Origin of the sequence: Phormidesmis priestleyi ULC007 (assembly GCF_001895925.1) — a bacterium.
GTDB classification, from domain to species: Bacteria; Cyanobacteriota; Cyanobacteriia; order Leptolyngbyales; family Leptolyngbyaceae; genus Phormidesmis_A; species Phormidesmis_A priestleyi_A.
Genome location: NZ_MPPI01000020.1, coordinates 42,219 through 65,977, shown reverse-complemented (window position 1 = coordinate 65,977; position 23,759 = coordinate 42,219). Strand labels below are relative to the sequence as shown.

General features: G+C 48.7%; 19 protein-coding genes, 1 tRNA gene and 1 pseudogene. 6 read left to right on the top strand and 15 right to left on the bottom strand.

Annotated elements, in window-relative coordinates:
- Nucleotides 1-132 precede the first annotated feature (132 nt).
- From secA to hemE, 4 genes are all read right to left on the bottom strand, one after another.
- A complete protein-coding gene (gene secA, locus BRW63_RS16730; RefSeq protein ID WP_455566662.1) occupies nucleotides 133-3,021 on the bottom strand; it encodes a preprotein translocase subunit SecA in 2,889 nt (962 codons plus the stop codon).
- A gap of 333 nt (nucleotides 3,022-3,354) precedes the next feature.
- Nucleotides 3,355-4,935, bottom strand: a complete 1,581-nt coding sequence (locus tag BRW63_RS16725; RefSeq protein ID WP_073073061.1) for a B12-binding domain-containing radical SAM protein — start codon at nucleotides 4,933-4,935, stop codon at nucleotides 3,355-3,357.
- A 304-nt stretch (nucleotides 4,936-5,239) separates the two neighbouring features.
- A complete protein-coding gene (locus BRW63_RS16720; protein ID WP_317615823.1) occupies nucleotides 5,240-6,229 on the bottom strand; it encodes an NAD-dependent epimerase/dehydratase family protein in 990 nt (329 codons plus the stop codon).
- 2 nt (nucleotides 6,230-6,231) lie between these two features.
- The gene (gene hemE / locus BRW63_RS16715; RefSeq protein ID WP_425320468.1) at nucleotides 6,232-7,329 is read right to left on the bottom strand and encodes a uroporphyrinogen decarboxylase; all 1,098 of its coding nucleotides are present in this window, start codon (nucleotides 7,327-7,329) and stop codon (nucleotides 6,232-6,234) included.
- Nucleotides 7,330-7,566: 237 nt separating this feature from the next.
- On the opposite strand from hemE, the gene BRW63_RS16710 reads away from it, so the two are divergent.
- Entirely contained in the window at nucleotides 7,567-7,872 is a 306-nt protein-coding gene (locus tag BRW63_RS16710; protein ID WP_073073010.1) for a WGxxGxxG family protein, read from the top strand.
- Nucleotides 7,873-7,941: 69 nt separating this feature from the next.
- On the opposite strand, the gene BRW63_RS16705 is transcribed toward BRW63_RS16710, so the two are convergent.
- The 5 genes from BRW63_RS16705 to BRW63_RS16685 form a co-directional block, all read right to left on the bottom strand.
- Nucleotides 7,942-9,696 (bottom strand): serine/threonine protein kinase, encoded by a 1,755-nt coding sequence (locus BRW63_RS16705; protein ID WP_073073008.1) that lies wholly within the window; start codon nucleotides 9,694-9,696, stop codon nucleotides 7,942-7,944.
- 68 nt (nucleotides 9,697-9,764) lie between these two features.
- The gene (locus BRW63_RS16700; protein WP_073073006.1) at nucleotides 9,765-10,676 is read right to left on the bottom strand and encodes an ATP-binding protein; all 912 of its coding nucleotides are present in this window, start codon (nucleotides 10,674-10,676) and stop codon (nucleotides 9,765-9,767) included.
- Nucleotides 10,677-10,779: 103 nt separating this feature from the next.
- Nucleotides 10,780-11,403, bottom strand: coding sequence for an L-threonylcarbamoyladenylate synthase (locus tag BRW63_RS16695; RefSeq protein WP_073073004.1), 624 nt, complete (start codon nucleotides 11,401-11,403; stop codon nucleotides 10,780-10,782).
- Nucleotides 11,404-11,438: 35 nt separating this feature from the next.
- Nucleotides 11,439-12,248, bottom strand: coding sequence for a DNA adenine methylase (locus tag BRW63_RS16690; protein ID WP_073073109.1), 810 nt, complete (start codon nucleotides 12,246-12,248; stop codon nucleotides 11,439-11,441).
- A gap of 95 nt (nucleotides 12,249-12,343) precedes the next feature.
- Nucleotides 12,344-12,571 (bottom strand): DUF4926 domain-containing protein, encoded by a 228-nt coding sequence (locus BRW63_RS16685; RefSeq protein WP_219898631.1) that lies wholly within the window; start codon nucleotides 12,569-12,571, stop codon nucleotides 12,344-12,346.
- Nucleotides 12,572-12,778: 207 nt separating this feature from the next.
- Between BRW63_RS16685 and BRW63_RS16680 the strand changes: the two genes are divergently transcribed.
- The 3 genes from BRW63_RS16680 to BRW63_RS16670 all read left to right on the top strand — a co-directional run bounded on the left by BRW63_RS16680 (nucleotide 12,779) and on the right by BRW63_RS16670 (nucleotide 15,040).
- Complete coding sequence (locus BRW63_RS16680) at nucleotides 12,779-13,387, top strand: TIGR04282 family arsenosugar biosynthesis glycosyltransferase (protein ID WP_073073000.1); 609 nt, start codon at nucleotides 12,779-12,781, stop codon at nucleotides 13,385-13,387.
- A 5-nt stretch (nucleotides 13,388-13,392) separates the two neighbouring features.
- Nucleotides 13,393-14,091: a TIGR04283 family arsenosugar biosynthesis glycosyltransferase gene (locus tag BRW63_RS16675; RefSeq protein WP_083583003.1), complete on the top strand. Its 699-nt coding sequence runs from the start codon at nucleotides 13,393-13,395 to the stop codon at nucleotides 14,089-14,091.
- 85 nt (nucleotides 14,092-14,176) lie between these two features.
- Entirely contained in the window at nucleotides 14,177-15,040 is an 864-nt protein-coding gene (locus tag BRW63_RS16670) for a class I SAM-dependent methyltransferase (protein ID WP_073072996.1), read from the top strand.
- Nucleotides 15,041-15,186: 146 nt separating this feature from the next.
- On the opposite strand, the gene BRW63_RS16665 is transcribed toward BRW63_RS16670, so the two are convergent.
- From BRW63_RS16665 to BRW63_RS29985, 4 genes and pseudogenes are all read right to left on the bottom strand, one after another.
- On the bottom strand, nucleotides 15,187-15,861 hold the full coding sequence (locus tag BRW63_RS16665; RefSeq protein WP_073072995.1) for a Uma2 family endonuclease: 675 nt from the start codon (nucleotides 15,859-15,861) through the stop codon (nucleotides 15,187-15,189).
- A gap of 37 nt (nucleotides 15,862-15,898) precedes the next feature.
- The gene (locus BRW63_RS16660) at nucleotides 15,899-17,317 is read right to left on the bottom strand and encodes a pentapeptide repeat-containing protein (RefSeq protein ID WP_223257405.1); all 1,419 of its coding nucleotides are present in this window, start codon (nucleotides 17,315-17,317) and stop codon (nucleotides 15,899-15,901) included.
- Nucleotides 17,314-17,574 carry a hypothetical protein gene (locus BRW63_RS28985; protein ID WP_223257406.1) on the bottom strand — a complete coding sequence of 87 codons (261 nt, stop codon included), beginning with the start codon at nucleotides 17,572-17,574 and terminating at the stop codon, nucleotides 17,314-17,316. Before BRW63_RS28985 ends, BRW63_RS16660 begins: the two co-directional genes overlap by 4 nt.
- A 220-nt stretch (nucleotides 17,575-17,794) precedes the next feature.
- Nucleotides 17,795-17,932, bottom strand: a pseudogene (locus BRW63_RS29985) (pentapeptide repeat-containing protein); the annotation flags it as partial.
- Nucleotides 17,933-18,272: 340 nt separating this feature from the next.
- Between BRW63_RS29985 and BRW63_RS16655 the strand changes: the two are divergent.
- Together BRW63_RS16655 and BRW63_RS16650 are read left to right on the top strand one after the other, a co-directional pair.
- Complete coding sequence (locus BRW63_RS16655) at nucleotides 18,273-18,995, top strand: HAD family hydrolase (RefSeq protein ID WP_073072990.1); 723 nt, start codon at nucleotides 18,273-18,275, stop codon at nucleotides 18,993-18,995.
- A 27-nt stretch (nucleotides 18,996-19,022) separates the two neighbouring features.
- Nucleotides 19,023-19,095: transfer RNA gene (locus BRW63_RS16650), tRNA-Ala, on the top strand.
- A 283-nt stretch (nucleotides 19,096-19,378) separates the two neighbouring features.
- On the opposite strand, the gene uca is transcribed toward BRW63_RS16650, so the two are convergent.
- Entirely contained in the window at nucleotides 19,379-23,008 is a 3,630-nt protein-coding gene (gene uca, locus BRW63_RS16645) for an urea carboxylase (RefSeq protein WP_073072989.1), read from the bottom strand.
- 107 nt (nucleotides 23,009-23,115) lie between these two features.
- Entirely contained in the window at nucleotides 23,116-23,757 is a 642-nt protein-coding gene (locus BRW63_RS16640) for an urea amidolyase associated protein UAAP2 (RefSeq protein WP_073072987.1), read from the bottom strand.
- Nucleotides 23,758-23,759: the final 2 nt, after the last annotated feature.

Sequence of the window (23,759 nt, the reverse complement as noted above, 5' to 3'; positions counted from 1 at the left end):
CCGAGATTCCAGTTTCAAAGTCCCCCAGAATGGGGGATTTAGGGGGGCTGAAGCCGACTGAAACGGAGCGACGAACAACTTGTGTGTACACAGTAGCGAAGGTGAGGGTTCTTAGTCGCACCTCACGTAACATTAAATGATCTCAGAGGCAGTTTCAACTTGTGCTTGCGCTTGCGGCTGAAACTGAAACAACGAGTACACCACGTCTCGACGGATGTTGATCATCATCTCTAAAAACAGTTCGTAACCTTCGCTCTTATACTCAATGAGCGGATCTTTTTGTCCATAACCCCGCAGACCAACCGATTCACGCAGCGCATCCATTTGCTGAAGGTGTTCTCTCCAAAGAGTATCAATGCGGTTGAGAATGAAGAATCGCTCGGCTTGACGCATTAAACCAGGTTGAAGTTGATCAACTTCGGCTTCTTTGAGGTCATAAGCGATGCGCGCCTGTTCGTGCAGGAAGGTTTTGATTTCTCCGATCGTCATATCTGATAGCTGGTCTGGCTCTAAGTCAGACAGTAGATAGACAAATTCTTTAACCTTGCCCACTAGCTTATCGAGTTCCCACTCTTCGGGAGGCAGGTCAACATTAATGTAAGCCGTGACGATATCATCCATCGTTTGCTCGGCATATTTGACAACTTGCTCTTTGAGGTCTTGCCCCTCTAGCACTCGACGACGCTCGGCGTAAATCGCACGACGCTGATTGTTCATCACTTCGTCATACTCAAACACCTGCTTCCGAATGTCGTAGTAGTAGGTTTCGACTTTCTTTTGAGCGCCTTCGAGCGATCGGGTTAACATTCCCGACTCGATCGGCATATCTTCTTCAACGCGGAAGGCGTTCATCAAGCCCGCCACGCGATCGCCGCCAAAAATCCGCAGTAAGTTATCTTGCAGGCTGAGAAAGAACTTGGTCGAACCGGGGTCGCCTTGTCGTCCCGCTCGTCCGCGCAGTTGGTTGTCGATTCGCCGCGACTCGTGACGCTCGGTGCCGATCACGTGTAGTCCGCCGAGGCTAACAACTTCTTCATGCTCACGATCGGTAAACGCATCGTATTCTTGACGAACTAGCTTATAGACGGCTCGTAGTTCTTGAATCGCCGGATCACTCGTGGGCGCTTTTTCTGCCGCCGTTGCGATCTTGTCTTCTGCCTCTAATTCGGGAAGGCTGCGTTCGCCATATTGTCTAACGGCTGTAGAAACGGCATCTTTAAGCAGTTGCTCGGTTTCACGAGATAAATCAGTGGGATAAATGTCAGATTTGACTTTCCAGGTTTTCACCTTTTGACCTGCACCAAAGCCTTGTCCGCCACTGCGCGTATCGCCAAACCCGCGCCCCCCACCAAATTGGTCTTCGTCTTCAGGCTGCACGATCTTGGGCATTAAATATTCACGAATCTTCAGACGCGCCATATAGTCGGAGTTGCCGCCGAGAATAATATCGGTGCCGCGCCCTGCCATGTTGGTGGCGATCGTCACTTTTCCTTTACGTCCGGCTTGAGCAATAATCTCAGACTCTCGCTCAACGTTTTCGGGTTTAGCGTTGAGCAGGTTGTGAGGAACGCCCTGATCTGCCAGCAAGCCTGAGAGCAATTCTGACTTCTCAACGCTCGTGGTGCCGACTAAAACTGGACGACCATCGCGGTGCATCTCGGCACATTCTTCAGCGATCGCAGTCCACTTAGCCTCTTCGGTCTTGTAGACAACATCGGATTGATCAGTTCGCTTGGTGGTGCGGTTAGTCGGAATGATCGTGACTTCTAGCTTATAGATCTTCTCAAATTCGGCCTCTTCAGTCTTGGCGGTGCCCGTCATGCCAGCGAGTTTGGGGTAGAGCAAGAAGAAGTTTTGATAGGTAATCGTCGCCAACGTTTGAGTTTCGTTTTGAATCTCGACGTGCTCTTTGGCTTCGATCGCTTGGTGCAAGCCATCGCTCCAGCGACGACCGGGCATCACCCGCCCTGTAAACTCATCGACAATCACAACTTCATCATTGCGAACAATATAGTTTACGTCTTTGATAAACAGTTCTTTGGCTTTGATCGCATTAAACATATAGTGCGCCCAAGGATCTTGCGGATCAAAGAGATCAGTAACTTCTAACAAGTTTTCGGATTCGATAAACCCTTCATCGGTCAGCAGAATGTTGCGCTGTTTTTCGTCTACTTCGTAATGTTCATCGGGGCGGAGGGCACTGGCGATCGTCGAGGCTTGCAAATATTTCTCAGTTGGACGCTCAACCTGACCTGAAATAATTAGCGGAGTTCGGGCTTCATCAATCAGCACCGAGTCTACTTCGTCAATCACACAATAGTTAAACGGACGCTGCACGACTTCTTCCATCGAAGTTGCCATGTTGTCGCGCAGATAGTCAAACCCTAGTTCGCTGTTGGTGGCGTAGGTGATGTCACAGGCGTAGTTTTTCTGACGCTCGGCGGGACTCATATTTTGCTGAATCAGCCCGACACTCAAGCCCAAAAAGCGGTGGACTTGACCCATCCATTCCGCGTCGCGTCGGGCTAGATAATCGTTGACCGTCACCACGTGAACGCCTTTGCCTGAGAGCGCATTGAGGTAGGCAGGCAGCGTTGAAACGAGGGTTTTGCCTTCTCCCGTTTTCATCTCGGCAATTTGCCCATTGTTCAGCACCATGCCTCCCAAAAGCTGCACATCAAAGTGACGCATTCCTAAGACGCGGCGGCTCGCTTCTCGCACGACGGCAAACGCTTCGGGCAGCAAATCATCTAAAATTTGCTTCTGCTCGTTGTCGTTTTTTGCCTTTTCGAGCCGTTGCCTAAATTCTGTGGTTTTTGCGGTCAACGCCTCGTCTGAGAGTGCCTGAATTTCATCTTCTAAGAGCTTGATCTCAGTGATGTAGGGTTGATATTTTTTAAGCTTACGTGCGTTGGGGTCGCCCAGCAGAGTTTTAAGCATGTCAGGAGGAATAAGACGTTTTTGAATCTTTAGGATTTTGAGCGGGTTGAGTGGGCGATCGAGCCACTGCAAAACCGTCAAAACTAGGGACTGAATTACTCATTCAGCGTATACCAATCTTATCACTCTGGGAGAGTGGGTGACGGGAGAAGGCGATCGGGTGAAATCCGTACTCTTGCCTGGGCGATCGATCAGCAGAAACAATTTACCGCTTCTATCTCGATTTGAAAGGTTTTCAGTTAACGTCAGTTCGACGAGTTTTTTCGCCTCTCTCAGCGGCTTCTGCCCCCTAAATCCCCCAGAATGGGGGACTTCAAGCCAAAATCTCCGGTTCAAAGTTCCCCAATTTTGGGGGATTTTAGGTAGCTCTCCCGAATTCATCAGCGAAGCGAACGACTGCTGTCGAACTGACGTTCAGCTAACGAGGTTCACGGAGGCGACGGGTGTCACATTCTGAGCGTTAAGCCGTTGTGCTAAATAAGCATCTACCTGAGCTTCAATCTGATCGCGCACAATCTGGCGATATTCCAAAAAATGTTCTTCGTGGGCGCAGGTTGAGAGATAGTGTTTCCAGACGGCAGGGTTGCGCCTGATCATACTAAACAGATGATGCCAGAACTTCCAGCGAGTGTTGCGCTTGATGCCCTGTCGCCAAATGATGATCAAAAGCGCCCGTAACTCGATCCAGCTAATCGGTTTTGCCGGGAGTTTGCATTTAGGCGCACCCATAATTAAGAAGTGACGATAGGTACGATCGAGAAACCGTTCCGGGTCGTATAACTCACAAAACGCCTCGATATATTCTCGCGCAATCTCTTCTAAGGGGCGAGTCGGGACGAAATTCATCAGCGTCGTTTGATTTAGATTGCTTTGTCCGAGCATTCTGCCTTCTTTTTCGAGACGATGCCAAAGTGCGGTGTTGGGCAAGGCTTGCAGCATCCCAAACGTGGTGGTGGGAATGTTGGTGGCTTCAGCAAACCGGACAATGCGATCGCCCGCGCCTGCTTTTTCGCCATCAAAGCCGATGATAAACCCTGCCATAATTCGCAAGCCCGATCGGGTGATCGCCTCCACAGAATCCGCGAGAGAATTGCGGGTATTCTGAAATTTCTTCGTCATTGCCAAGCTTTCTTCGTCGGGCGTTTCAATCCCTAAAAAGACGGCGTTGAAGTTGCACTGACTCATCAACTCTAGCAACTCGGCATCTTGACCCAAATCGATCGAAGCTTCGGTGCTAAACCGAAAAGGAAACTGATGATCTTCTTGCCAAACTTTGAGTTCTTTCAGAAACAGTTTGACGTTGCGCTTGTTGCCAATGAAGTTGTCATCGACCATAAAAACAGGTCGTCGCCAGCCGAGATCATAAAGATAATCCAGCTCTGCCAATAATTGCTGAGGGGTTTTGGTGCGGGGTTTGCGTCCGTAGAGCACAATAATGTCGCAAAACTCGCACTGAAAAGGGCACCCCCGCGAAAACTGCACCGACATCGCATCGTAGGCAGTGAAATCTAACAAGTCAAATCGAGGAATCGGCGTGCCTGTAATATCGGGTTTTTCACCATCCGATCGAAACGTTCCGTGAGTTTCACCTCGTTCTAACGCGGCGACAAACAGAGGTAAAGTGATTTCGCCCTCATCAAGGATTAGATAATCTACTCCCGCGTCCGCAGGCTCATGAGGAATTGATGTCGGATACGGCCCGCCAACGGCAACTGGCTTGTTGCGGCGTTTGGCTTCTCGAATTTGGTCGAGCATATCTTCTTTCTGTACGATCATGGCAGAAATGATGACCAACTCTGCCCAGTTCCATTCATCGTCAGTGATTGAGCGGACATTGCGATCGACCAGCTTAAACTCCCAGGTTTGGGGCAAAATTGCGGCGACTGTGACCAAACTTAAGGGAGGCTGTAGAACTTTGCGATCAATTAGTTCCAGTAATTTTTCATAAGACCAGAAAGTCTTGGGAAACTGAGGATAAATAAGCAAAACGCGCATAGCTGAAGCCTCACACAGAAAAACGTGCTACAACCGTAATTCTCCTGAGAGTATCGCCTCACCGCCGCGTTTCTGCTATTTCCTGGGAGAGATTTTAGAATTCGTATCAGTCTTGGCTCAATTTGATGTCAGTTCGACGAGGTTTTCCGCTTCGTTTGAGTCGGCTTCTGCCCCCTAAATCCCCCATTCTAGGGGACTTTGAAACTGGAGTCTCTGCTCAAAGTCCCCACAAGTGGGGGATTTAGGGGGCTTCCCGAATTCACAACCGGAGCGAACCAATTCCTGTCGAACTGACGTTAATTTGCTATCTGCGTCGCCGAGGAATTCCACTAATTTTTAGAACGTCGTAGAGCGTCGCACAGTAGGTCGGCAGCCCAAACGTCGCCGGACTGACCGCATTTTGGTAAGTGAAGTGCAGATAGTGGAGTGAAAACCGTTCCCAGTCGCCCATCTGAATGCGAAACAGAAAAATAAAGAAATCTGCCAGCCAGAGCGAGAGCGGAATGCGGAAATAGATTTTTTGGTTGAGATAATCACAGGTTTCTTCGATCGCCTGATTCACCGTGATTTTTTCGTTGCCTAACACCATGTCACGCGGCTCGTTTTCATCGGCAGCATGCTCAACGAGATGGCGCACCACTTGGGCAATATCTCGACCGTGAACAAAGTGAAAACTCCCCTCTGCGTCTAAAAATCGGATCAGCTTGATCCACTTCACCACATCTGATATTCCCGATGAGATGTGTGAGTAGGGATAGCCATCGCCGCCGCCCAAAACCAGAGTCGGAAAAACGGTCGTGACTTTGGGCGCGATCGCCAATTCTCCAAGTCTTGAATAGCAAATATATTTAGAGCGAATGTAATCGCTACCGATCTCTCCGGCTTCTTTGAGCGGCTGATTATCGCGACCCAACACACTCGCTGTGCAGAAATAAATCACCCGATCGCAAACGTCTGGGTCAAGCAGACTCATTAACTCCAGTGTTTTGACCACGTTGATCTCATGAACATCGTCGCCGCCCCAGGCTGTCGCCGTTAGCACCGCACAGTTAATGGTTTTCAGGAGACTGCTGTGCTGCCCAATGTCTCGCATATCAGCGCGAATCACCGTCACACCAGGACGAGCATGAACGTTTAACTTGAGCTTGTCAGGGTCTCTGACCAGCAAAAACAATTCATGCTCGGTTTCTTGAATTAAGGCTTCGGCAATGTAGTGACCGATGCAGCCACTCGCACCAGTCACCAAGATTCGCTTTAAGGTCATTTGAGCGCGGGTAGGGTGTCGGGGTTTCACCCTTAATAAGTTGATGTAGCTAGTAGCTTATCAACCTGTTTGGCAGTTTCAAAGAAGAACGCCGCATTTTCTTCAGGTGTAAGGGGAAGAATACCATGTCCGAGGTTGAGAATGTGTCCTCGATTACCTGCTTTGCGAATGGTGTCGAGAATGCGATCGCGGATGAACGCTTTAGACCCAAACAAAACGCCGGGGTCAATATTGCCCTGCACTTTGACATCTTTGCCTAATCGGGCCCGCGCATCTGCCATATCGACTGACCAATCAACCGAGACGATATCTGCCCCTGATTTTCCCATTCTTTCTAACACACCCGCGCTGCCGCTGACCAGCAAAATGAGCGGCGTGTCAGGATGGGTGGCTTTGACTTGCTTGAAGACCTGCTGCTGATAAGGCAGGGCAAACGTGTCGTAGTCTTGAGGGCTGAGTTGACCCGCCCACGAGTCAAACATTTGTACCACCTGAGCGCCACAGTCAATCTGATAGCGAATGTAAGTGGCGATCGAGTCTGCCAATTTCCCTAGCAGTTGATGCAAAATGGTCGGATCTGAGAACGCCATGTTCTTGATCACCGAGTAGGTTTTAGAGCCTTTGCCCTCAACCATATAAGCAGCCAGCGTCCAAGGTGCGCCGACAAAGCCCAACACCGTTGACTGGTTGCCGACTTCTTGACGCAGCGCGGTGAGGATTTGTTTGATAAAGGGCAGCGATTCTTCTGGCTCTAGGGGGCGCAGTTGATCGACTTGCGCCTGAGTGCGAATCGGCGAGTCAATAATCGGTCCTTTGCCCTCAGCAATATCCATCTCAACGCCCATCCCTGGTAGGGGCGTAACGATATCTGAAAAGAGAATCACGCCGTCTGGCTGAAACGCTTTCCAAGGTTGGAGAGAAATCTCGATCGCCACGTCTGGAATCTCGGAGCGCTCACGAAACGAGGGGTAGCGATCCCGCAAATCTCGATAGGCTTTCATATAGCGACCCGCTTGTCGCATCATCCACACGGGAGGACGATCGAGGGCTTCTCCTCGTGCCGCCCGCAATAAGTAAGGAACCTGCTGCCCCGTCATTTCCGCCTCTTTTGATAAGTGTTTCAAATTCATCTGTCAGCTTATCACTGTGAGTCTTCGCTTTGGCTGAGAAGTCTTGTAATGTAACGGTTTTGAAATGTTTGCCGAGAGTCAGGAGTCTTTCAATAGGTGTACGATCCCGATCGCTCAGTTAACCAAACCGCTACTTAAAGAAGATAGGGATCTCAAGCCTAAGAATGATTCTGAACGAGTAGAGACTGCATAGGCTTGTATTGTTCAAGCGAAATATTAGATTAAGGGACTTCAATCATGAAAACAAATGCAATCACTAAAGTTTTAGCAGCCAGCGCAGTTGCGATGAGTCTGGCAGTTCTCCCAGCTTCTGCTCAAACCGGAGGCACAGGCACCGGAACTACAGGTACAGGCACCGATGCGACGGGCACCACAACGACCCGAACTGATTACAATAATAACGACGATAGAAATGGTTATTGGGGCTTGATGGGCTTATTAGGTCTGTTTGGCTTGATGGGTCGCCGCAGCAAGCAAGATGACACAGCGAGTGCTTACCGTGACCCCAGCACGTCTGAAACGACGGGTTCACGCCGTTATTAATTCAGTCCTTTGATCAGGCATTTTTTGGGGCAAGCGTGATGTTTGCCCCATTTTCATTTTCAAGAAACTCTAGTGTAAATCTGCATCCCACACGGCAATGTAAATCCGATCGCGGTTATTGCGCTCAATTACGCCTTTCAATCCACCTTGCTGAAAGCTATATTGATTGGCTTGCCGTTGGTAGACACGCTGAAGCCCTGCCATCACATCGGCTGGGGCCTGACTGCCCAACATCCCGTTAACGGTGACTCGCATCAGTAACTCATCCAGCGAGGGAGCAAATGAGGCTTCGGTTTGACGGACTTTATTAGAGGTGCGATCGTAGCTATACGCTAAAGTCACCCGATCGGGAATGACTTCATACAAATCGCTGCGTGTGTTTGCCCAATAGCCTTTCTGGGTGGTGGTAGGTTCGCCCAAGGTAGCTTTAATCTCAGATTCAGACGTGCCTGTAGGAAAGCCTGGAATTCTAGAGGGAATTTGACCAGAGGGTTGAGATTCTTTGGGCTTTTGAGTCGGTTGGTCGGGCGGAGTGGGATCTGAGACTGGCGGGGGCGTTGGCTCGATCGAGACGCTAACTTTCGGTGAGGGTTGCGGAGATGCAGAGACAGTGGGACTGGGTGAAGATTCGGGGGATGGCGCGATCGAAGGCGAGGGTGAAGGTTCGATCGCAACGGGACTTTCTGACGGTTGAGGCCTAAATAGTAAAGCTGCGATCGCAACGACCATAATCGTGATCCCAGAGGCAGCCGCCATCCACTTCACTAATCTCAAACCGGATTTGCGCGGCGATGCTTCGATGCTTCGATGAGAACTGCCAATCTCGCCGATCACTTGTGTTCCGGTCGAGATTTCGCTAGGCAGGTTGCGATCGGGTGAACGAGGAATCGGCGGGCGCGGCACCATCGGGACAGTCGGCTCATGCACTTCGTAGAGATTGGGTGATTGAGAACCGCTTAAATTGCCTGGAAGGGTCGCTTCACGGGGGACAGTAAGGTCAGGACGCTGTGATTCAGAAGTTGGTAAGAGTTTTAGCCAAGCCTCCACCGTCGCCGGACGATATCGCACATCGAGTGCCATGCCTTGCATAATGGCTTGATTGACGGAGGCGCTGAGGTGAGGCTGCAACGATCGTGGGTCAGTCATCGGCTGACGATCGCGCAAAATCGAAGCGGTCGGAATCTGAGCCGTTAGCAGGGCATAAAGCGTGGCTGCCAGTCCATACACATCCGTGGCTGGGCTGCGCTTTTCTTGGACAAAATATTGCTCGATCGGCGCATAGCCTGACGAAATCATATTGGTGTGGGTTTGCGTCGAACCGGGCGTAAACTCACGAGAGATGCCAAAATCGATCAAAACAACTTGCTGAGTTCCGGTTCGTAGAATAATGTTTTGGGGTTTGATGTCTCGATGCAGCAGTCCGTTTTGATGCACCACTTGCAGCGCCGAGCCAATTTGCCGAATGTAGTGAATGGCGGTTGCTTCGGGCAGGGGGCGATCGGGAAAGACACACTCTTCTAGCGTGGGCCCAGGAATATAGTCCATCACCATAAACGACAAGCCATCTTCTAAGAAGAAGTCACTGACCCGCACGATGTTGGGATGAACGCAGATCGCTAAACGTCGGGCTTCATCTTGAAACTTACGCTGAAACTCTAAGAAGTTGGGATCGTTTCTCAAAGCTTCGTTGAGCGTCTTGATCACCACGACTTGATTGAGGTAGTGATGAGTCGCTTTGTAGTTAATGCCAAAGCCCCCTCGTCCGAGTTCTGCGTCGAGCGTATATTTGCCACCCTGTAGCGTTTTGCCGATTAGCGCATCCATGTTTTGTCGGTTGACGGCTTGTCCATTCTAAAACGACTTCACATTAACGTAATTTGCGGAACGATCGATCAGGCTTCTAGGGCAATCACAGGAATGGAACATTGAATGCGATTGAGCGGCTCTTGAGTGTCTGCGGAGTTTTCTAACCGTTCTAATCGCCCATTCATGACCTCCATCAAGGTTTGGCTCAACAGAAAGTTGAACCCCGACGATCGCGCTTTCAGTGGCTCAAAGGAATCTGATTTCGGCGATTCATCCGAGATCGTGACCGTTTTTAACAGGTCGATCGACTCACGCCAAAAATCCGCAGGGCGTTCGTCTTCTAACACCACATGGGCAAATTCTGAATCGACCGCGATTGCTGAGAGAGTGATTTTACCTTGCTGCATGGTGTCGATCGCGCTGTTGACCAAATTGAGCAACACTTGTCGAAACCACTTGGGGTCTGCCAGCACGTAAATCTCAGGGTCAGGCAACTCAACGGTCAACCACAAGTTGCGATTTTCGGCTTTGAGATGGGTCAAGTCTTTAACTTGTGATAGCAACCCTGCGAGTTGAACAGGCTGTAGCTCTAGCACGTCGGTTCCTTGCTCAACTCTGGCAACGCCAATGACTTCATCTAAAATCTGCACCATTTTGAGAGCAGATTCGTGAGCTTGAGTGATGAATTCTCGCTCCTCGGCGGTGTTTTCGCACAGGTCAGCCAGAATGAGTTGATGAACGCCAATGATGCCATTAAGGGGCGATCGTAGCTCGTGAGAGGTGCGTGAGAGAAACCCGCCTTTAAACTGACTCATCTCAACTGCCATTTGGTATGCCAGTTCAAGCTGCTGATAGCGGTTTGATAAAGAATCTGCGCCAGTTGTCGGTGCTACTGACTGAGAATTCTCTGGGCGGGGTTTTGTATGCCAGAGCCACCAGCCTGCTGTGAGTCCTAACCCTAGCCCGCTTCCCAGACACATCCAATTTATCCAGTTCATTTAATTAACACTGTTCTAATAGGACTTGACAGGTGCATCGAAGGGTTTCTAATCGAATGGGTTCCAGCCTCGTCATCAAATGATGAAGTGATTCACAAGTATTCTAAGATTCTCCCTGATTTGGCAGATTTAACTCGATCGCGCCTTGACGAAGAATCTCCCATCCGTGACCCGTCCATTTTGCAACAGTAGAAGGCATCCCGGAGCCAGCCTGATTGTCAAATTTTAAGCGATCGAGTTCCAAGGGCAACAGTGTCATCACTTCTAAAAATGCTGTCTCGATTTCAGACATGGTTTGGAGGGCGGGTTGTCCTGACTTGTTAGCGCTGGTGGTTGCTAGAGCGCCCGTCTCTGACAAAATAGCGCGAGCGATCGAGTGATTGGGGACTCGAACTCCGATCGTAGTGGGATTGTTGGGATTCATCGTGGCAGGCACGCGATCGCTGGCAGGAAGCACTAATGTTAATGCACCTGGTAAGTAGCGTTCAGCGACTTGTTGCCAAACTTGCCGCTCTGCGTCAGTACCAGTGACATATTGCCATAAGTCAGAGACTTCTGCTGCCATTAAGATCAGTGGTTTGTCTAAACTACGCTGTTTAGTAGTGAAGATTAGATCGGCTCGATCGGGTCTAGCGGCTAATGCTGGAATGGTATCGGTCGGAAAGCTGATTAAGTGATCACCCGATCGAACGCCATCAACTAGGGTTTGAAGAGAGACTTGAGACATTAGATTGTACGGAAAAAGAGAACAAAGATTCTATGTTAATAGTTTTGGATGAGTAGTTCTCGACCTTGAGCAGCACATTCTTGCTTGTAGTTGTTCATCCCATATTGAAGCGTCCATTCAGTAATATTGGCAAACTCGAACAACTTCCTAATCTCAGGAGAGTCGTCATAAGTAATTAGCCATTTGTGCTGACATTGACGCATGTTGTCAGCAAAACGCTCATGATCAAAAGCAGTATGTAGGTTTCCTCTCAAGCCGTAGAGCTTTGATTTTGTAGCACTTAAATAGGGCGGATCGAGGAAGATAAAAACGTTTTCGCCGTTTTGAAACAATAGGTTTTCGTAGTCGCCATGAGTGATGTGAATAGACGATAAGTGAACAGAGAGGTTTCGTAGCCTGGCGATCGATGAATCTGTAAACCTTCGGTCAAAAGCTTGCTGAGAGTAGCCACCTGAGTCAACGGTGCCTGAAAAAGTAATGCGATTTAAGACAAAAAAACGGACTGCTCGCTCAAAGTCACTAAGTTTTAGATCCTCACGAGTGAAATACTTAAATAGCTCTCTACCATCAATACATTTTTGTTTGATTCTGTCTACTTCGTCAGCCAAAGATTCGATCTCTGTTTTTGCATATAGCCAAAAGCAACACAAATCAAAGTTTAAGTCATTGACCCAGTATTGTTTTATTCGGCTACCAAATAGTTGTTTTACTGCAAGGAAAACTGAACCACCCCCTACAAAAGGTTCTCTATATTCGCCAACGTTTAACGGAATATGCGGAATTATTTTATCGAGAGCTTTTGACTTGCCCCCAGGGTAACGGAGCGGGCTTTTGGCTTGAGGCATAGTAGTAAGATACTTCCGTGTCATCGGTTTGTATGAAGTCACTTGCACTAGATCTGTTAGGGTCAAAATCTGCAAAAGGTACAAACGCAGCCTCTTTAGAGCAGTGCGCCTTCTGAAATAGGTTGATGATGCAGCACCATTAATTGTTCATCCCTTAAAGTTTCCACTGCATAATTTCGTCCTTGCGTATCGCTGAACTCAACCTCAAATACCCCAGGCTCATACACTTCAACAATAGTTCCAACTTGTCCACGATATAGCTCTAGTTCTGGTAAGTTTTCAATTAATGCAACAACATCCAGCAATTGCATGGGTGAACTCATTTGCTAAATCTCCTTAACGGCTTGGTCAGAGTTTGGCAACTTCATAGACACAATGATAAGTCTGTCGCCGCTCAACCGCATTGTTAGCTCGTTAAACCCGAAAGCCAAAGTTAAGCTTTAAATACGATCGCCCCAACCCTCATCAAATTCCTCAGCAGGAATCCAACATCTTCCTCTAAAGTGGGAAAGCTGTCTAAAAAGCGTCTGATGACCGATCGGAGATCTGCTGAAAAACACTTGATTATTTTTACTCGCTACCCAAAGCCAGGGAAAGCAAAAACTCGACTGATTCCAGCGTTGGGCGCAGCAGGAGCCGCAGCGCTACATCGGCAAATGGCAGAACACACGGTGTCACAGGCAAGACTGCTTCAAGGCGATGTAGACATTGATGTGCTGTTTGTGGGGGGCGATCGCGCTCAGATGCAAGACTGGCTCGGTCACGATTTGCACTATCACCCTCAGAGTGTTGGAGACTTGGGCGATCGCATCACTCACGCATTTCAATCAGCGTTCGATCGCGGTGCAAAATTTGTCGTCGCGATCGGAACTGACTGCCCTGATCTCGATGCGTCTCTATTAACACTAGCATTCCAAAAATTAGTCACTCACGATTTAGTCATCGGTTCTGCTACAGATGGTGGCTATTATCTAATTGGATTACATTACCCGATTCCAGATCTGTTTCAAAATATTACTTGGAGTACTTCGATTGTCTATCAGCAGACGATTGCGATTGCAGAGAAATTACAGTTATCAATTGCGAATTTACCTATGTTGAGTGATATCGATCGTCCCGAAGATTTGGAGAAATTCTGAACCCTGTGACCGAAACCATCTCTATTATCATTCCCGTTCTCAACGAAGCTCATCAGCTTTCTAAAATTCTGCACATTCTGCAACAAGCACTTGATGTAGAAATCATTGTCATTGATGGCGGAAGCCAAGATCAGACGCTAGAGATTGCAAAAAGAGCCGGAGTCAAGATCATCCAATCCCCGATCGGACGTGCCCACCAAATGAATGCAGGAGTCGCCGATGCAACAGGCGATATTTTGCTATTTCTGCATGCTGATACTCGGCTACCTAGAGACTTTGACCTCACGATTCGCGACACTCTCAGCCAATCAACGGTGATCGCAGGAGCTTTTCGTCTAAAAATCGATGCGCCTGGCTGGAAGCTACGAGTGATTGAATGGGGCGTAAATGCGCGATCGCGCTATTTGCAAATGCCCTACGGCGACCAAGCTATTTTTCTCAAAACCACGACCTTTCAAGCCCTCGGAGGGTTTCCTAACCTGCCAATTATGGAGGATTTTGAACTGGTGCGGCAGTTAAAGCGACAGGGACGAATCGCGATCGCATCCACTGCCGTGATCACCTCTGGGAGACGTTGGCAAAAATTAGGCGCGGTCAGAACAACGCTGATTAATCAGTGTGTGATTTTGGCGTATTTGCTTGGGGTGTCACCTGATCGCGTTGCTCAATGGTATCGCAGCGGCATGAAACGCCTGAGAAAATGATCCCGCTCAATGCACCGATCGGCAGAATTCATTAGACTAGAGCAAACCGCGATCTTGACCATTTATTGAATTCCATCTAGCGCTTATGGCAGTTCGTAAAGACACGATTTTTGAACAATATCTGGCACCGATCGCTCGTCTGTTTATCGACGAACCCGCCCTACGACGATTTTATGAAAGCATTGACTGGCCAACCGAGAGCGATCGCTTTCGAGATCCTCAACTCACTTATCCCACTTATTACAGCAGTCAAAACTTTCACAGCATCGAAAACGGCTATCTCAATATCAGTGCTGCCGTTTCCTACGATCCGATTACGCAATATGCGCTGCCTCCTAATGAAATGTGGGTGCGTCAGGGTTTAATTGATGCCATTCAAGCCAAACCTCGTCGCATTCTCGACTTAGGTTGCGGCACAGGCTCCACTACGCTTTTGCTGAAACAAGCTTTTCCCCAGGCTGAAGTCATCGGCATTGACTTGTCCCCATATATGCTCGTCGTCGCTGACCATAAGGCAAAACAAATGGGGTTGGAGATTCAATGGCAGCAAGGCAACGCTGAACAGACTCGCTTTCCTGGTGCCTCTTTTGATTTGGTTACTGCATCACTGTTGTTTCACGAAACGCCCCCGATCGTCGCCCAGTCCATTCTCCAAGAGTGTCATCGGCTTCTGACCCCTGGCGGCGAAGTTCTGATCCTAGATGGCAGCCAAAAAACCCTGAGACAGACCGAATGGTTAACTCAAATCTTTGAAGAACCTTACATTCAAGACTACGCTGCTGGCAACCTCGATGCCTGGATGGGAGCGGCGGGATTTGGGGCAGTTCAGACGCAGGAATTTTGGTGGATTCATCAAGTGACTCGCGGCGTGAAGCCGTTACTGGTTCAGCGAGTTCGACCTGAACAATTGATAATAGAAGATGGACAGTGGGCGACCCCTTGCGGGTAACTCGAAGAGATCGGCTAGAAGAATTAGACATTACAGATGATTTGGGTAGGGGCAATCCCCCCGTGGTTGCCCTCCGTCAGGGGTAGGCACGGGGGCGCGACCCCTACAGCCATCTCATCTCCTCATTTTGCAACGCTGAAAAATCTTTACGTTCGATCGTTTCCTCCCATCTCTTGCCGCAACTGCCGCAAAACTTGACTGGTGCCTTCCTGGAGAGCTTGCTGAACGCGATCGGGGATGAGTTGTGTAATGGGCAAATCGGGAAACACGAGACTGGTAGCTGATTCCTGATAGTTACTGTCGTTGAGCAGATTGATTTTAAGCTTGCCTTTGTTGTAGATCCAGACTTCGGGCACCTGAATTCCGGCGTAAGCTTCTAGGGTGGTTTTTGAGGTGACATCGGCTTCGATCGCTAAATCGGGCGGCGGATACACATCCAGATTCATCGACATCATGCACTCTCGCACTCGCTTTGCATTCTCTCCGATATAAAAACAGGTATCGGGTTCTAATCCAGCTTGCTTTTTTTTGCGTCGAAAGGTCGTCGAGCCAAAATCCTCCCAATCTAAATTTCGAGCATCCAGCAGGATTTTGACGAGATCTCCAATAATGCGGTTGGGACGTTCGTGGGCGGGTAAAGGTGACACAATTTCTAGCACTCCATTGCTGTAGGCGATGCGGGCACTTCGCTTTTCGCCCAGTTCTTCTAAGATGGCTTCAAATTTTTCCCAGGTGATGTCTGTAATGGTCAAGACGCTACCTGGTTCAAGCACAATGTTTTTGATGGGGACTGTGACTGGCGTTACGATTTGAGTGGTCATTGCTAAAACCTCGATCGCGCAACAAGTTGAAATTCGCCTACACGGGTAATCCTAACGCTTTGGCAATCAGGGGCAGCAGTTTGCTAGAGGCTTCTGCAAGTTTGGCGGTGTCGGGAAGGTTGGCGATCGTGCCTTTCAAAAAAATCATTGCTTTCTCACCGAGGGATTTTTTCTCTGGCTGTTCAGGGTTTTGTCCGACTTCTGCCAGGGTTTTGACTTGTTCTAAAGCGTTCGTTTTGCCTTTTCCTGAGAGTTCAGAATCGGATGCGATCGCCGTTTGCAGTTCTGTGAGCAGTTCTTTAATTCCAGGTTGTTCGGTTGTTGATTCTGGCAATTGATTAATCGTATTCGTCACGTTGCCGCTAATGTCACCTAAGTTGAGTGCTTGTCCACTTGCGTTGAAGTTTCCGCCAATGTTACCAATGTTAATATTACGGCTTGAATCATTAGTTTCTTGCATGGTTCCAGTTCCTACAGCTTGATTAGTAACGTTTAAGGGATGACGGGCTAACTCTAGAGCAATATCTTTAATGTCAGCCGATCGCAGTTGTTGCAGGTGATCGATTTTTGCTTGGAGTTGTCGCACCTGATCTTCATAGGGTTTGAGAAAGTCTTGAGAGATTTTGGCTTTGTCGGCATCGGGGGCGACTTCTAGCGTTAATAACGCATCGCTGCCTTTACGTTCGATCGCTAAAATCGATTCATGGGTGATGTCTGGATTTTTTTGCATCAATTCCTGAAAGGCTGCGGCAAAGGCTTCTCGATTCATGCCGTCGCGAAGCAGAATTTGGACGGTATCCATAATCTTTTTGTAGAGCTTCTCAAAGTCTCCGGGCTGAAACACTTTGTCGGGGTCGTGGGGGCGACGTTCTCGACTACCGATCGCGTTGGGTTGCTCTAGCAAATAGACAAACTGACAATCGACCCGATCGAGTTTTGTGGTGTGGTCGATGTTCCAAGATTCTAGACAAGCTCCGGTGAGATAGGCTTGGCTAAAGTCTGCTCCAACGGCGAGGGTTTTGGTCAAATTTGCGTGATTGAGATTGGCTTGCTGAAGGGCTGCATGGCTCAAATTTGCCTGTTCTAAATTGGCGCATTCGAGGTTGATTCCTTTGAGATTTGCATTGTAGAGATCGACATTTTTATAGGATTTTTTGTAGCCGTTCCGTATGGTTAATAATTCACAGACCGCAGGGTTTGCAAGAATGGAAGTTCCGAGACGGGCACGATCGAGCTTCGTGGCGTTTGACCAACAGACTTGATGCAGAATGGTTTGTTTTTGTCTGGTGTGATTGAAGTTGGTGCTTTTGATAATGGCTTTGGTGAAGTCTGCATCGGTGAGATCAGCGCCGCAGAAGGAAGTGCCCCCGATCGCGCCGAAGGCAACTCCGATTGTCCGAATGAGCGCAAATTTTTCATCGCCCCTTAATGCACGCCAAGCGATGTAAGCACTCAACAACGTGAAAGCGACAGCGACAGCACCAGCGACAGCACCAGCGATAGCACCAGCGACAACGACAGCGACAGCACCAGCGATAGCACCAGCGATAGCACCAGCACCAGCGATAGCACCAGCGACAGCGACAGCGACAGTGGTAGCACCAGCACCAGCGACAGCGACAACGCCAGCGACAGCGACAACGCCAGCACCAGCGATAGCACCAGCGACAGCGCCAGCACCAGCGATAGCACCAGCGACAGCAATGACAACAAATCCAAGAGCTGCTGCTATGCCCTGACGAATCGTAAGAGTAAAGAAGAGGGTATATATCAGTAGTACAATGCCACCCGCAACAGGATTAAAATTATCACCAGGAATGAAATAATAGATTGCTAGGTATCCAGCAATACCTGAGAACAATCCTGAGAAAGCTGATAGCAACAATGAAAAAATCACTAAACTGACTGCCCATCGCTTTTGCAATCCTGCTTTTGCCCCTGTAAAATTTGCCCCTCTCAAAATTGCGTTGCTAAAATTTGCCCCTCGGATATCGGCGTGCGAAAAATTTGCCCCCGTCAGATCTTGCCCTCTAAAGTTACGTCCTCGCAGATTTTGACCAGAGAAATCCATAGCAAAGAGGGCTAAGTGGGTTTAACAAACCAGTATAGAAAAATAAAAACAAATCCGGTAGTCTTTCCTGAGATTGGGGCAAGAGATCCTACCGTGTACACACCCCTCTTTCGATTCGTTATGGCTGAGACCTTCGCCCCCTAAATCCCCCAAAATTGGGGGACTTTGAGCCAAGACTTCCGGTTTCAAAGTCCCCCAGAATGGGGGATTTAGGGGGCACAAGCCGACTCAAACGGAGCAATCAACGACTTGTGTATACTCGGTAAGGAAAGAGATTAGGGGTTTGAACCGATCGCTTCTCTCCTCCTGGTAAAGTGAGAGTAGTCTTTTTCATTTCTTCATGGTGCTCAAAGCAGTTCTTTTCGATTTCAACGGCGTGATCATCAATGACGAACCGCTTCACGAAAAGTTGATTGAGCAACTTCTGATCGAGGAAAATCTTCGCCCCAAGCCAGGAGAATTTCGGGAGATGTGTTTAGGGCGCAGCGATCGCGCCTGTCTCTCAGATCTGCTAGAAAGTCGCGGCAGAATCGTCAGCGATCGCTATCTCGACGACCTGCTCGATCGCAAAGCCAAAGCCTACGTGCAGCAACTCTCAGTCTTAGAAACCTTACCAACTTATCTGGGGCTAGACGATCTAATCTTTAATCTTCGCTCGACTCAGTGCAAACTAGCGATCGTCAGTGGTGCCAGCCTGAGTGAAATCGAGCTTATCTTAGAACGATGTAAATTGCGGGAATATTTCACTACGATCGTGTCGAGCAATGACTTAACCGTAAGTAAACCCGAACCCGATGGCTATCTTCTAGCAGTTGATCGCTTAAATCAGACGTTTCCCGATCTCGATTTGCATCCGGCTGAATGTTTAGCGATCGAAGACACCTTCGCAGGCATTGCCGCCGCAAAACGGGCAGGCATTCCCGTAGTCGGGGTTGCCAACACTTATCCGTTCCATATGTTGCAGCGCTGCGCTAATTGGACAGTAGACTATCTCTCAGATCTAGAACTCGATCGGGTTCAGCAAGTTTTCTCTAAAGAGACTCTTGAGTCAGAAACAGAGTAGTTTTGAGATGGTAGAATATCACTAAACGGGGAGTTAGCTCAGTTGGTAGAGCGCTGCGATCGCACCGCAGAGGTCAGGGGTTCGATTCCCCTATTCTCCATCCCCTAAATTAACGTCAGTTCGATGAGTTCTTTCGCTTCGTTGTTGAGCGCTTCTGCCCCCCAACCCCCCAATTTTGGGGGACTTTTAGATAAAATTTCTCGTTCAAAGTCCCCCAATTTTGGGGGATTTAGGGGGCAGCCCAGATTTGCAACCCCAGCGAAAAGCTTCATCGAATTCACGTCAAATCAATTGTTCATTAAGGAGCTATTTATCAACAAGTCATCAGAGCGGTAGTTCAAAGTCTTGTTGTCTACATTCCAGGCTACTTGTTGATTGTTCTACTAAACCTCAGTCTGAATCACAAATAGAACCTGATCGATCGCAACTAACTGCCCCTGAGTGCATCGAACATTCAGAATCGTACCTGAAACCGGAGCGATGATCGCGATCTCCATTTTCATCGCCTCTAACACCACGAGCTTATCTCCAACCTCAACTACGTTTCCTTTTTCGACTACAATCTGCCAGACATTAGCGGGCATGTGTGCCTTCACCACCTCGCTGTTGGGCGACAATTCTAACTCGCTTTCTGGGATTGCTGCGGGAGGCTCGATCGCCGTCTCAACTTGAATATTGAGTTCTGCCCAGCGATCGCGCTCTGCTTCAAACGCGGATTGTTGGGTTGTTTTGAACGCGATCGTTTCGTTGGCTATCGATCGCAAAAACTCGTTATAGTGTCTCAGACTAAAGGTTTTTTCCTGAATCTCTAATTTCACCTTGCCCTGAATAAATGCTTCGCGATACTTCAACAAGTCAGGGGCAGACATGGGATAGAACCGAATCTGATCAAAAAAGCGCAATAGCCAGGGTTTTCCTGCCTGAAAATCAGCCGTTTGTTGATAGCGATTCCACATCTGCACAGTGCGACCCACAAACTGATAGCCACCGGGGCCTTCCATGCCATAGACGCACAGATAAGCGCCCCCAATGCCGACCGCATTTTCGGGTGTCCAGGTGCGAGCGGGGTTATATTTTGTTGTCACCAACCGATGACGCGGATCGATCGGAGTCGCGACGGGTGCGCCTAAATAGACATCGCCCAATCCCATTACTAAATAGCTGGCGTTAAAGACAATTTCTTTGACTTGTTCAACACTGTCTAAGCCGTTAATCCGGCGAATGAATTCAATATTGCTGGGGCACCACGGCGCATCACTTCGCACCGATTGCATATATTTTTGAATCGCCAATAACGTCGATTCGTCTTCCCATGAGAGCGGGAGATGAATGATTCGCGTCGGGACTTCCATGTCCTCGATCGCCGGAAGTTGCTTTTCAGCAGCTAGTAACGTTTCTAGCAGTTGCTCTAAGTGCAAAACCCGACTGTCATAATGAACTTGTAGCGATCGTATTCCTGGTGTTAAATCTAGAATTCCAGCAATCGGATTTGATTGCAGCCGCGTCATTAGCGCATGAACTCGAAATCGCAGATTCAAATCTAAAACCAGTTCGCCATATTCGATCAAAAGATATTTATCTCCTGATGGGCGATAAGTCACCGCGATTTGATCAGGTGTTTCAGAAATCTCGTGCAGTGTTGCTCGATCAGATCTGTCTTGTGTTAAAAATTCTGATGGATTAGTAATCAATACAGCATCTTTAGACGGTATATTTTTTTGCAGCGTGTTAATCTCTTGATCTTGCTCAAGTTCTTTTTGCAGCGCTTCCGCAAACGTTAACTGATGGAATCTAATTGTGTCACCTGGTTTAAGCTGCCCCACTTTCCAGAGGTCAGACTGCACGATCGTAGCAGGACAGACAAATCCACCTAAGCTCGGCCCATCGGGGCCCAAAATCACAGGCATATCTCCGGTGAAATCGATCGTGCCGATCGCATACGCGTTATCGTGAATATTCGAGGGATGCAGACCCGCTTCGCCGCCGTCCGTCCGCGCCCACTGTGGCTTTGGGCCGATTAAACGAACCCCCGTTCGAGAAGAGTTGTAGTGTACTTCCCAATCGGTTGCAAAAAAGGTCGCAATGTCTAACTCTGTAAAGAAATCTGGCGCACCGTGAGGGCCGTAGAGAACGTTAATTTTCCAAGTGTTGGTGTAGTGCGGAATCAGGGTTGAAGGAAGCGATCGGAGAGGCTGACTTTCACGAACACGATGTAATTTCAGCACGTCTCCGGTGCGAAGGGTGCGTCCGCAGTGTCCGCCAAATTGCCCTAACGTAAAGGTGGCTTTGCTGCCCAAATAATCGGGAATTTTGAATCCGTTTTGCACTGCGAGATAGGTTCTACAGCCGTGTCCTTGAATCGATTTAAGCCGTAAAATACTGCCCGCAGAAATCGAGATCGTCGTCCACAAAGAGACGGGATTGTCGTCGATCGTGGCTTGCATCTCAGCTCCCGTCAGACAAATCACGGCATCGGTGTTAAAGCGCAGCGTCGGCCCCGACACCGTAAACTCTAGCCCTGCTGCATCCGACGAATTGCCCACCAACTGATTAGCAAACCGAAACGCCAACGAATCCATTGGCCCTGATGGAGGTACACCTACATCCCAATATCCCGTACGCCCCGGATAATCTTGAATCGTGCTGAAGGTTCCCGGTTCTAAAACGTCGATCGTACTGGGCGTATAGTGGAATGACTCTAGAAATCGCGTACTGATATCACCAGTGTTGTAAGTCTCATTGTCTAAAATTTGTCTTAGATAATCTAAATTACATTCAAGTCCTGCAATTTGGCATTCATCGAGCGCTGATTTTAATTGCTCGATCGTGTCTTCGCGACTATCTCCATGCACAATCACCTTCGCGATTAAGGGATCGTAAAATGGTGTAATTTCAGTGCCGCGATCGACCCACGTATCACACCGCACAGAATGGGGAAACACAACCTCTGTCAAGAGTCCAGAACTTGGCTGAAAGTTTTTACCCGGATCTTCTGCGTAAATTCTGACTTGAATCGAATGTCCTTTAGGCTGATGTCGATACTCCTCTAACGGAAATAGGTCATCAGCCGCTAATCGCACCATCCACTCGACTAAATCAACTCCGGTCACTTCTTCGGTGATGCCATGCTCAACCTGTAAGCGAGTGTTGACCTCTAAAAAATAAAACTCGCTTGTCGTTGCATCAAATACAAACTCAACTGTGCCTGCTGACTGATAGTTAACCGCTTTAGCAAGTCTCACCGCCGCATCTGCTAAATCGTGACGAAGTTGATCGCTGATTCCGGGTGCAGGCGTTTCTTCAATCACTTTCTGATTGCGCCGTTGAATCGAGCAATCCCGCTCACCGAGAGCAATCACGCTGCTGCCGTCACCAAAAATCTGCACCTCTAGATGTCGGGCCCGATCGACATATTTCTCTAAATACACCCCACTTTGACCAAAATTATTCTGACTCAAACGCTGAACAGTTTGAAATAATTCTGGCAATGCGGCTTCGGTGCGACAAAGCTGTAGTCCAATTCCGCCGCCGCCCGCAGTGCTTTTGAGCATCACCGGATACCCGATCGTACTCGCAGCAATCTGCGCCTCTTCTAAGCTTCCCAAAAGCGAACTCCCCGGCAGGAGTGGCACTTGATTTTGGGCGGCTAACTCTCGCGCCGTATGCTTTAGCCCAAACCGTCGCATCTGATCCGGGGTTGGGCCAATAAACACGATATTTGCAGCCGCACACGCTTCCGCAAACTCAGCATTCTCGCTCAAAAACCCATACCCCGGATGGATCGCTTGAGCATCTGTCTGCTGCGCTGCCTCTAAAATTCGCTCCCAGCGCAAATAGCTATCGGCGGCGATCGCTGCTCCAATTTCCACAGCTTCACCCGCCATTGTCACATGACGAGCATAGGCATCTGCTTCAGAATAGACCGCAACCGAGGCAATCTTGAGACGATCGAGGGTGCGAATAATTCGACAGGCAATCTCACCCCGATTTGCGACTAAAACTTTGTTAAACATGGTGAATAATCAGGAGATTAGCGTGTCAATGCGGGAATCTGTGTAAGGGCATGGCACTGCCGCGCCCATTGTCTTTGCAAATAACCGATATGATTTAACTCACAATCTTAAAACACATCCCAAATCAATAATTGAATCGGAGTTGGATTGTAAGCATTACATGGGTTATTCATCTGTGGACAATTAGAAATCACCACGAGCGCATTCATCTCAGCGCGCAAATCTACAATGCTGCCGGGATCAGAAATGCCATCGACAATTTCTAACGTGCCGTCTTTGCTGACAGGGACATTCATAAAGAAATTGATGTTGCTCGTCATATCCCGTTTGCCCATTCCGTAATCTTTGAGGGCGTAGAGAAAATTTTCGACACAGGCATGCTGCCACTTTTTATCTAACCCAAACCGCACCGAGTTGCTTTCACAACTGCACGCACCACCCGATGTATCATGCTTCCCGCAGGTGTCTTTAACCACTGTCATCAGCACCTTTCCATCATTAGAATAGAGTTTCGTTCCTGTTGTAATGAAAATATTGTTCTGCATCCGAATCGTGTCAGGCGCACTATATCGCTCACTCGGATCATCGGCATTGTAGACCAAAAAATCGACTGCCTGATTGCCTCCTAAATCAACAATTCGTAGAGTCTGACCTTTTTTGATCACTTGTGCCCAAGGCTTTCGGGCGGCGAGGACTTGATCGTAAACGGCTAACTTAGGATCTAATTCGGGTTGTGTGGTTGAAATCATTG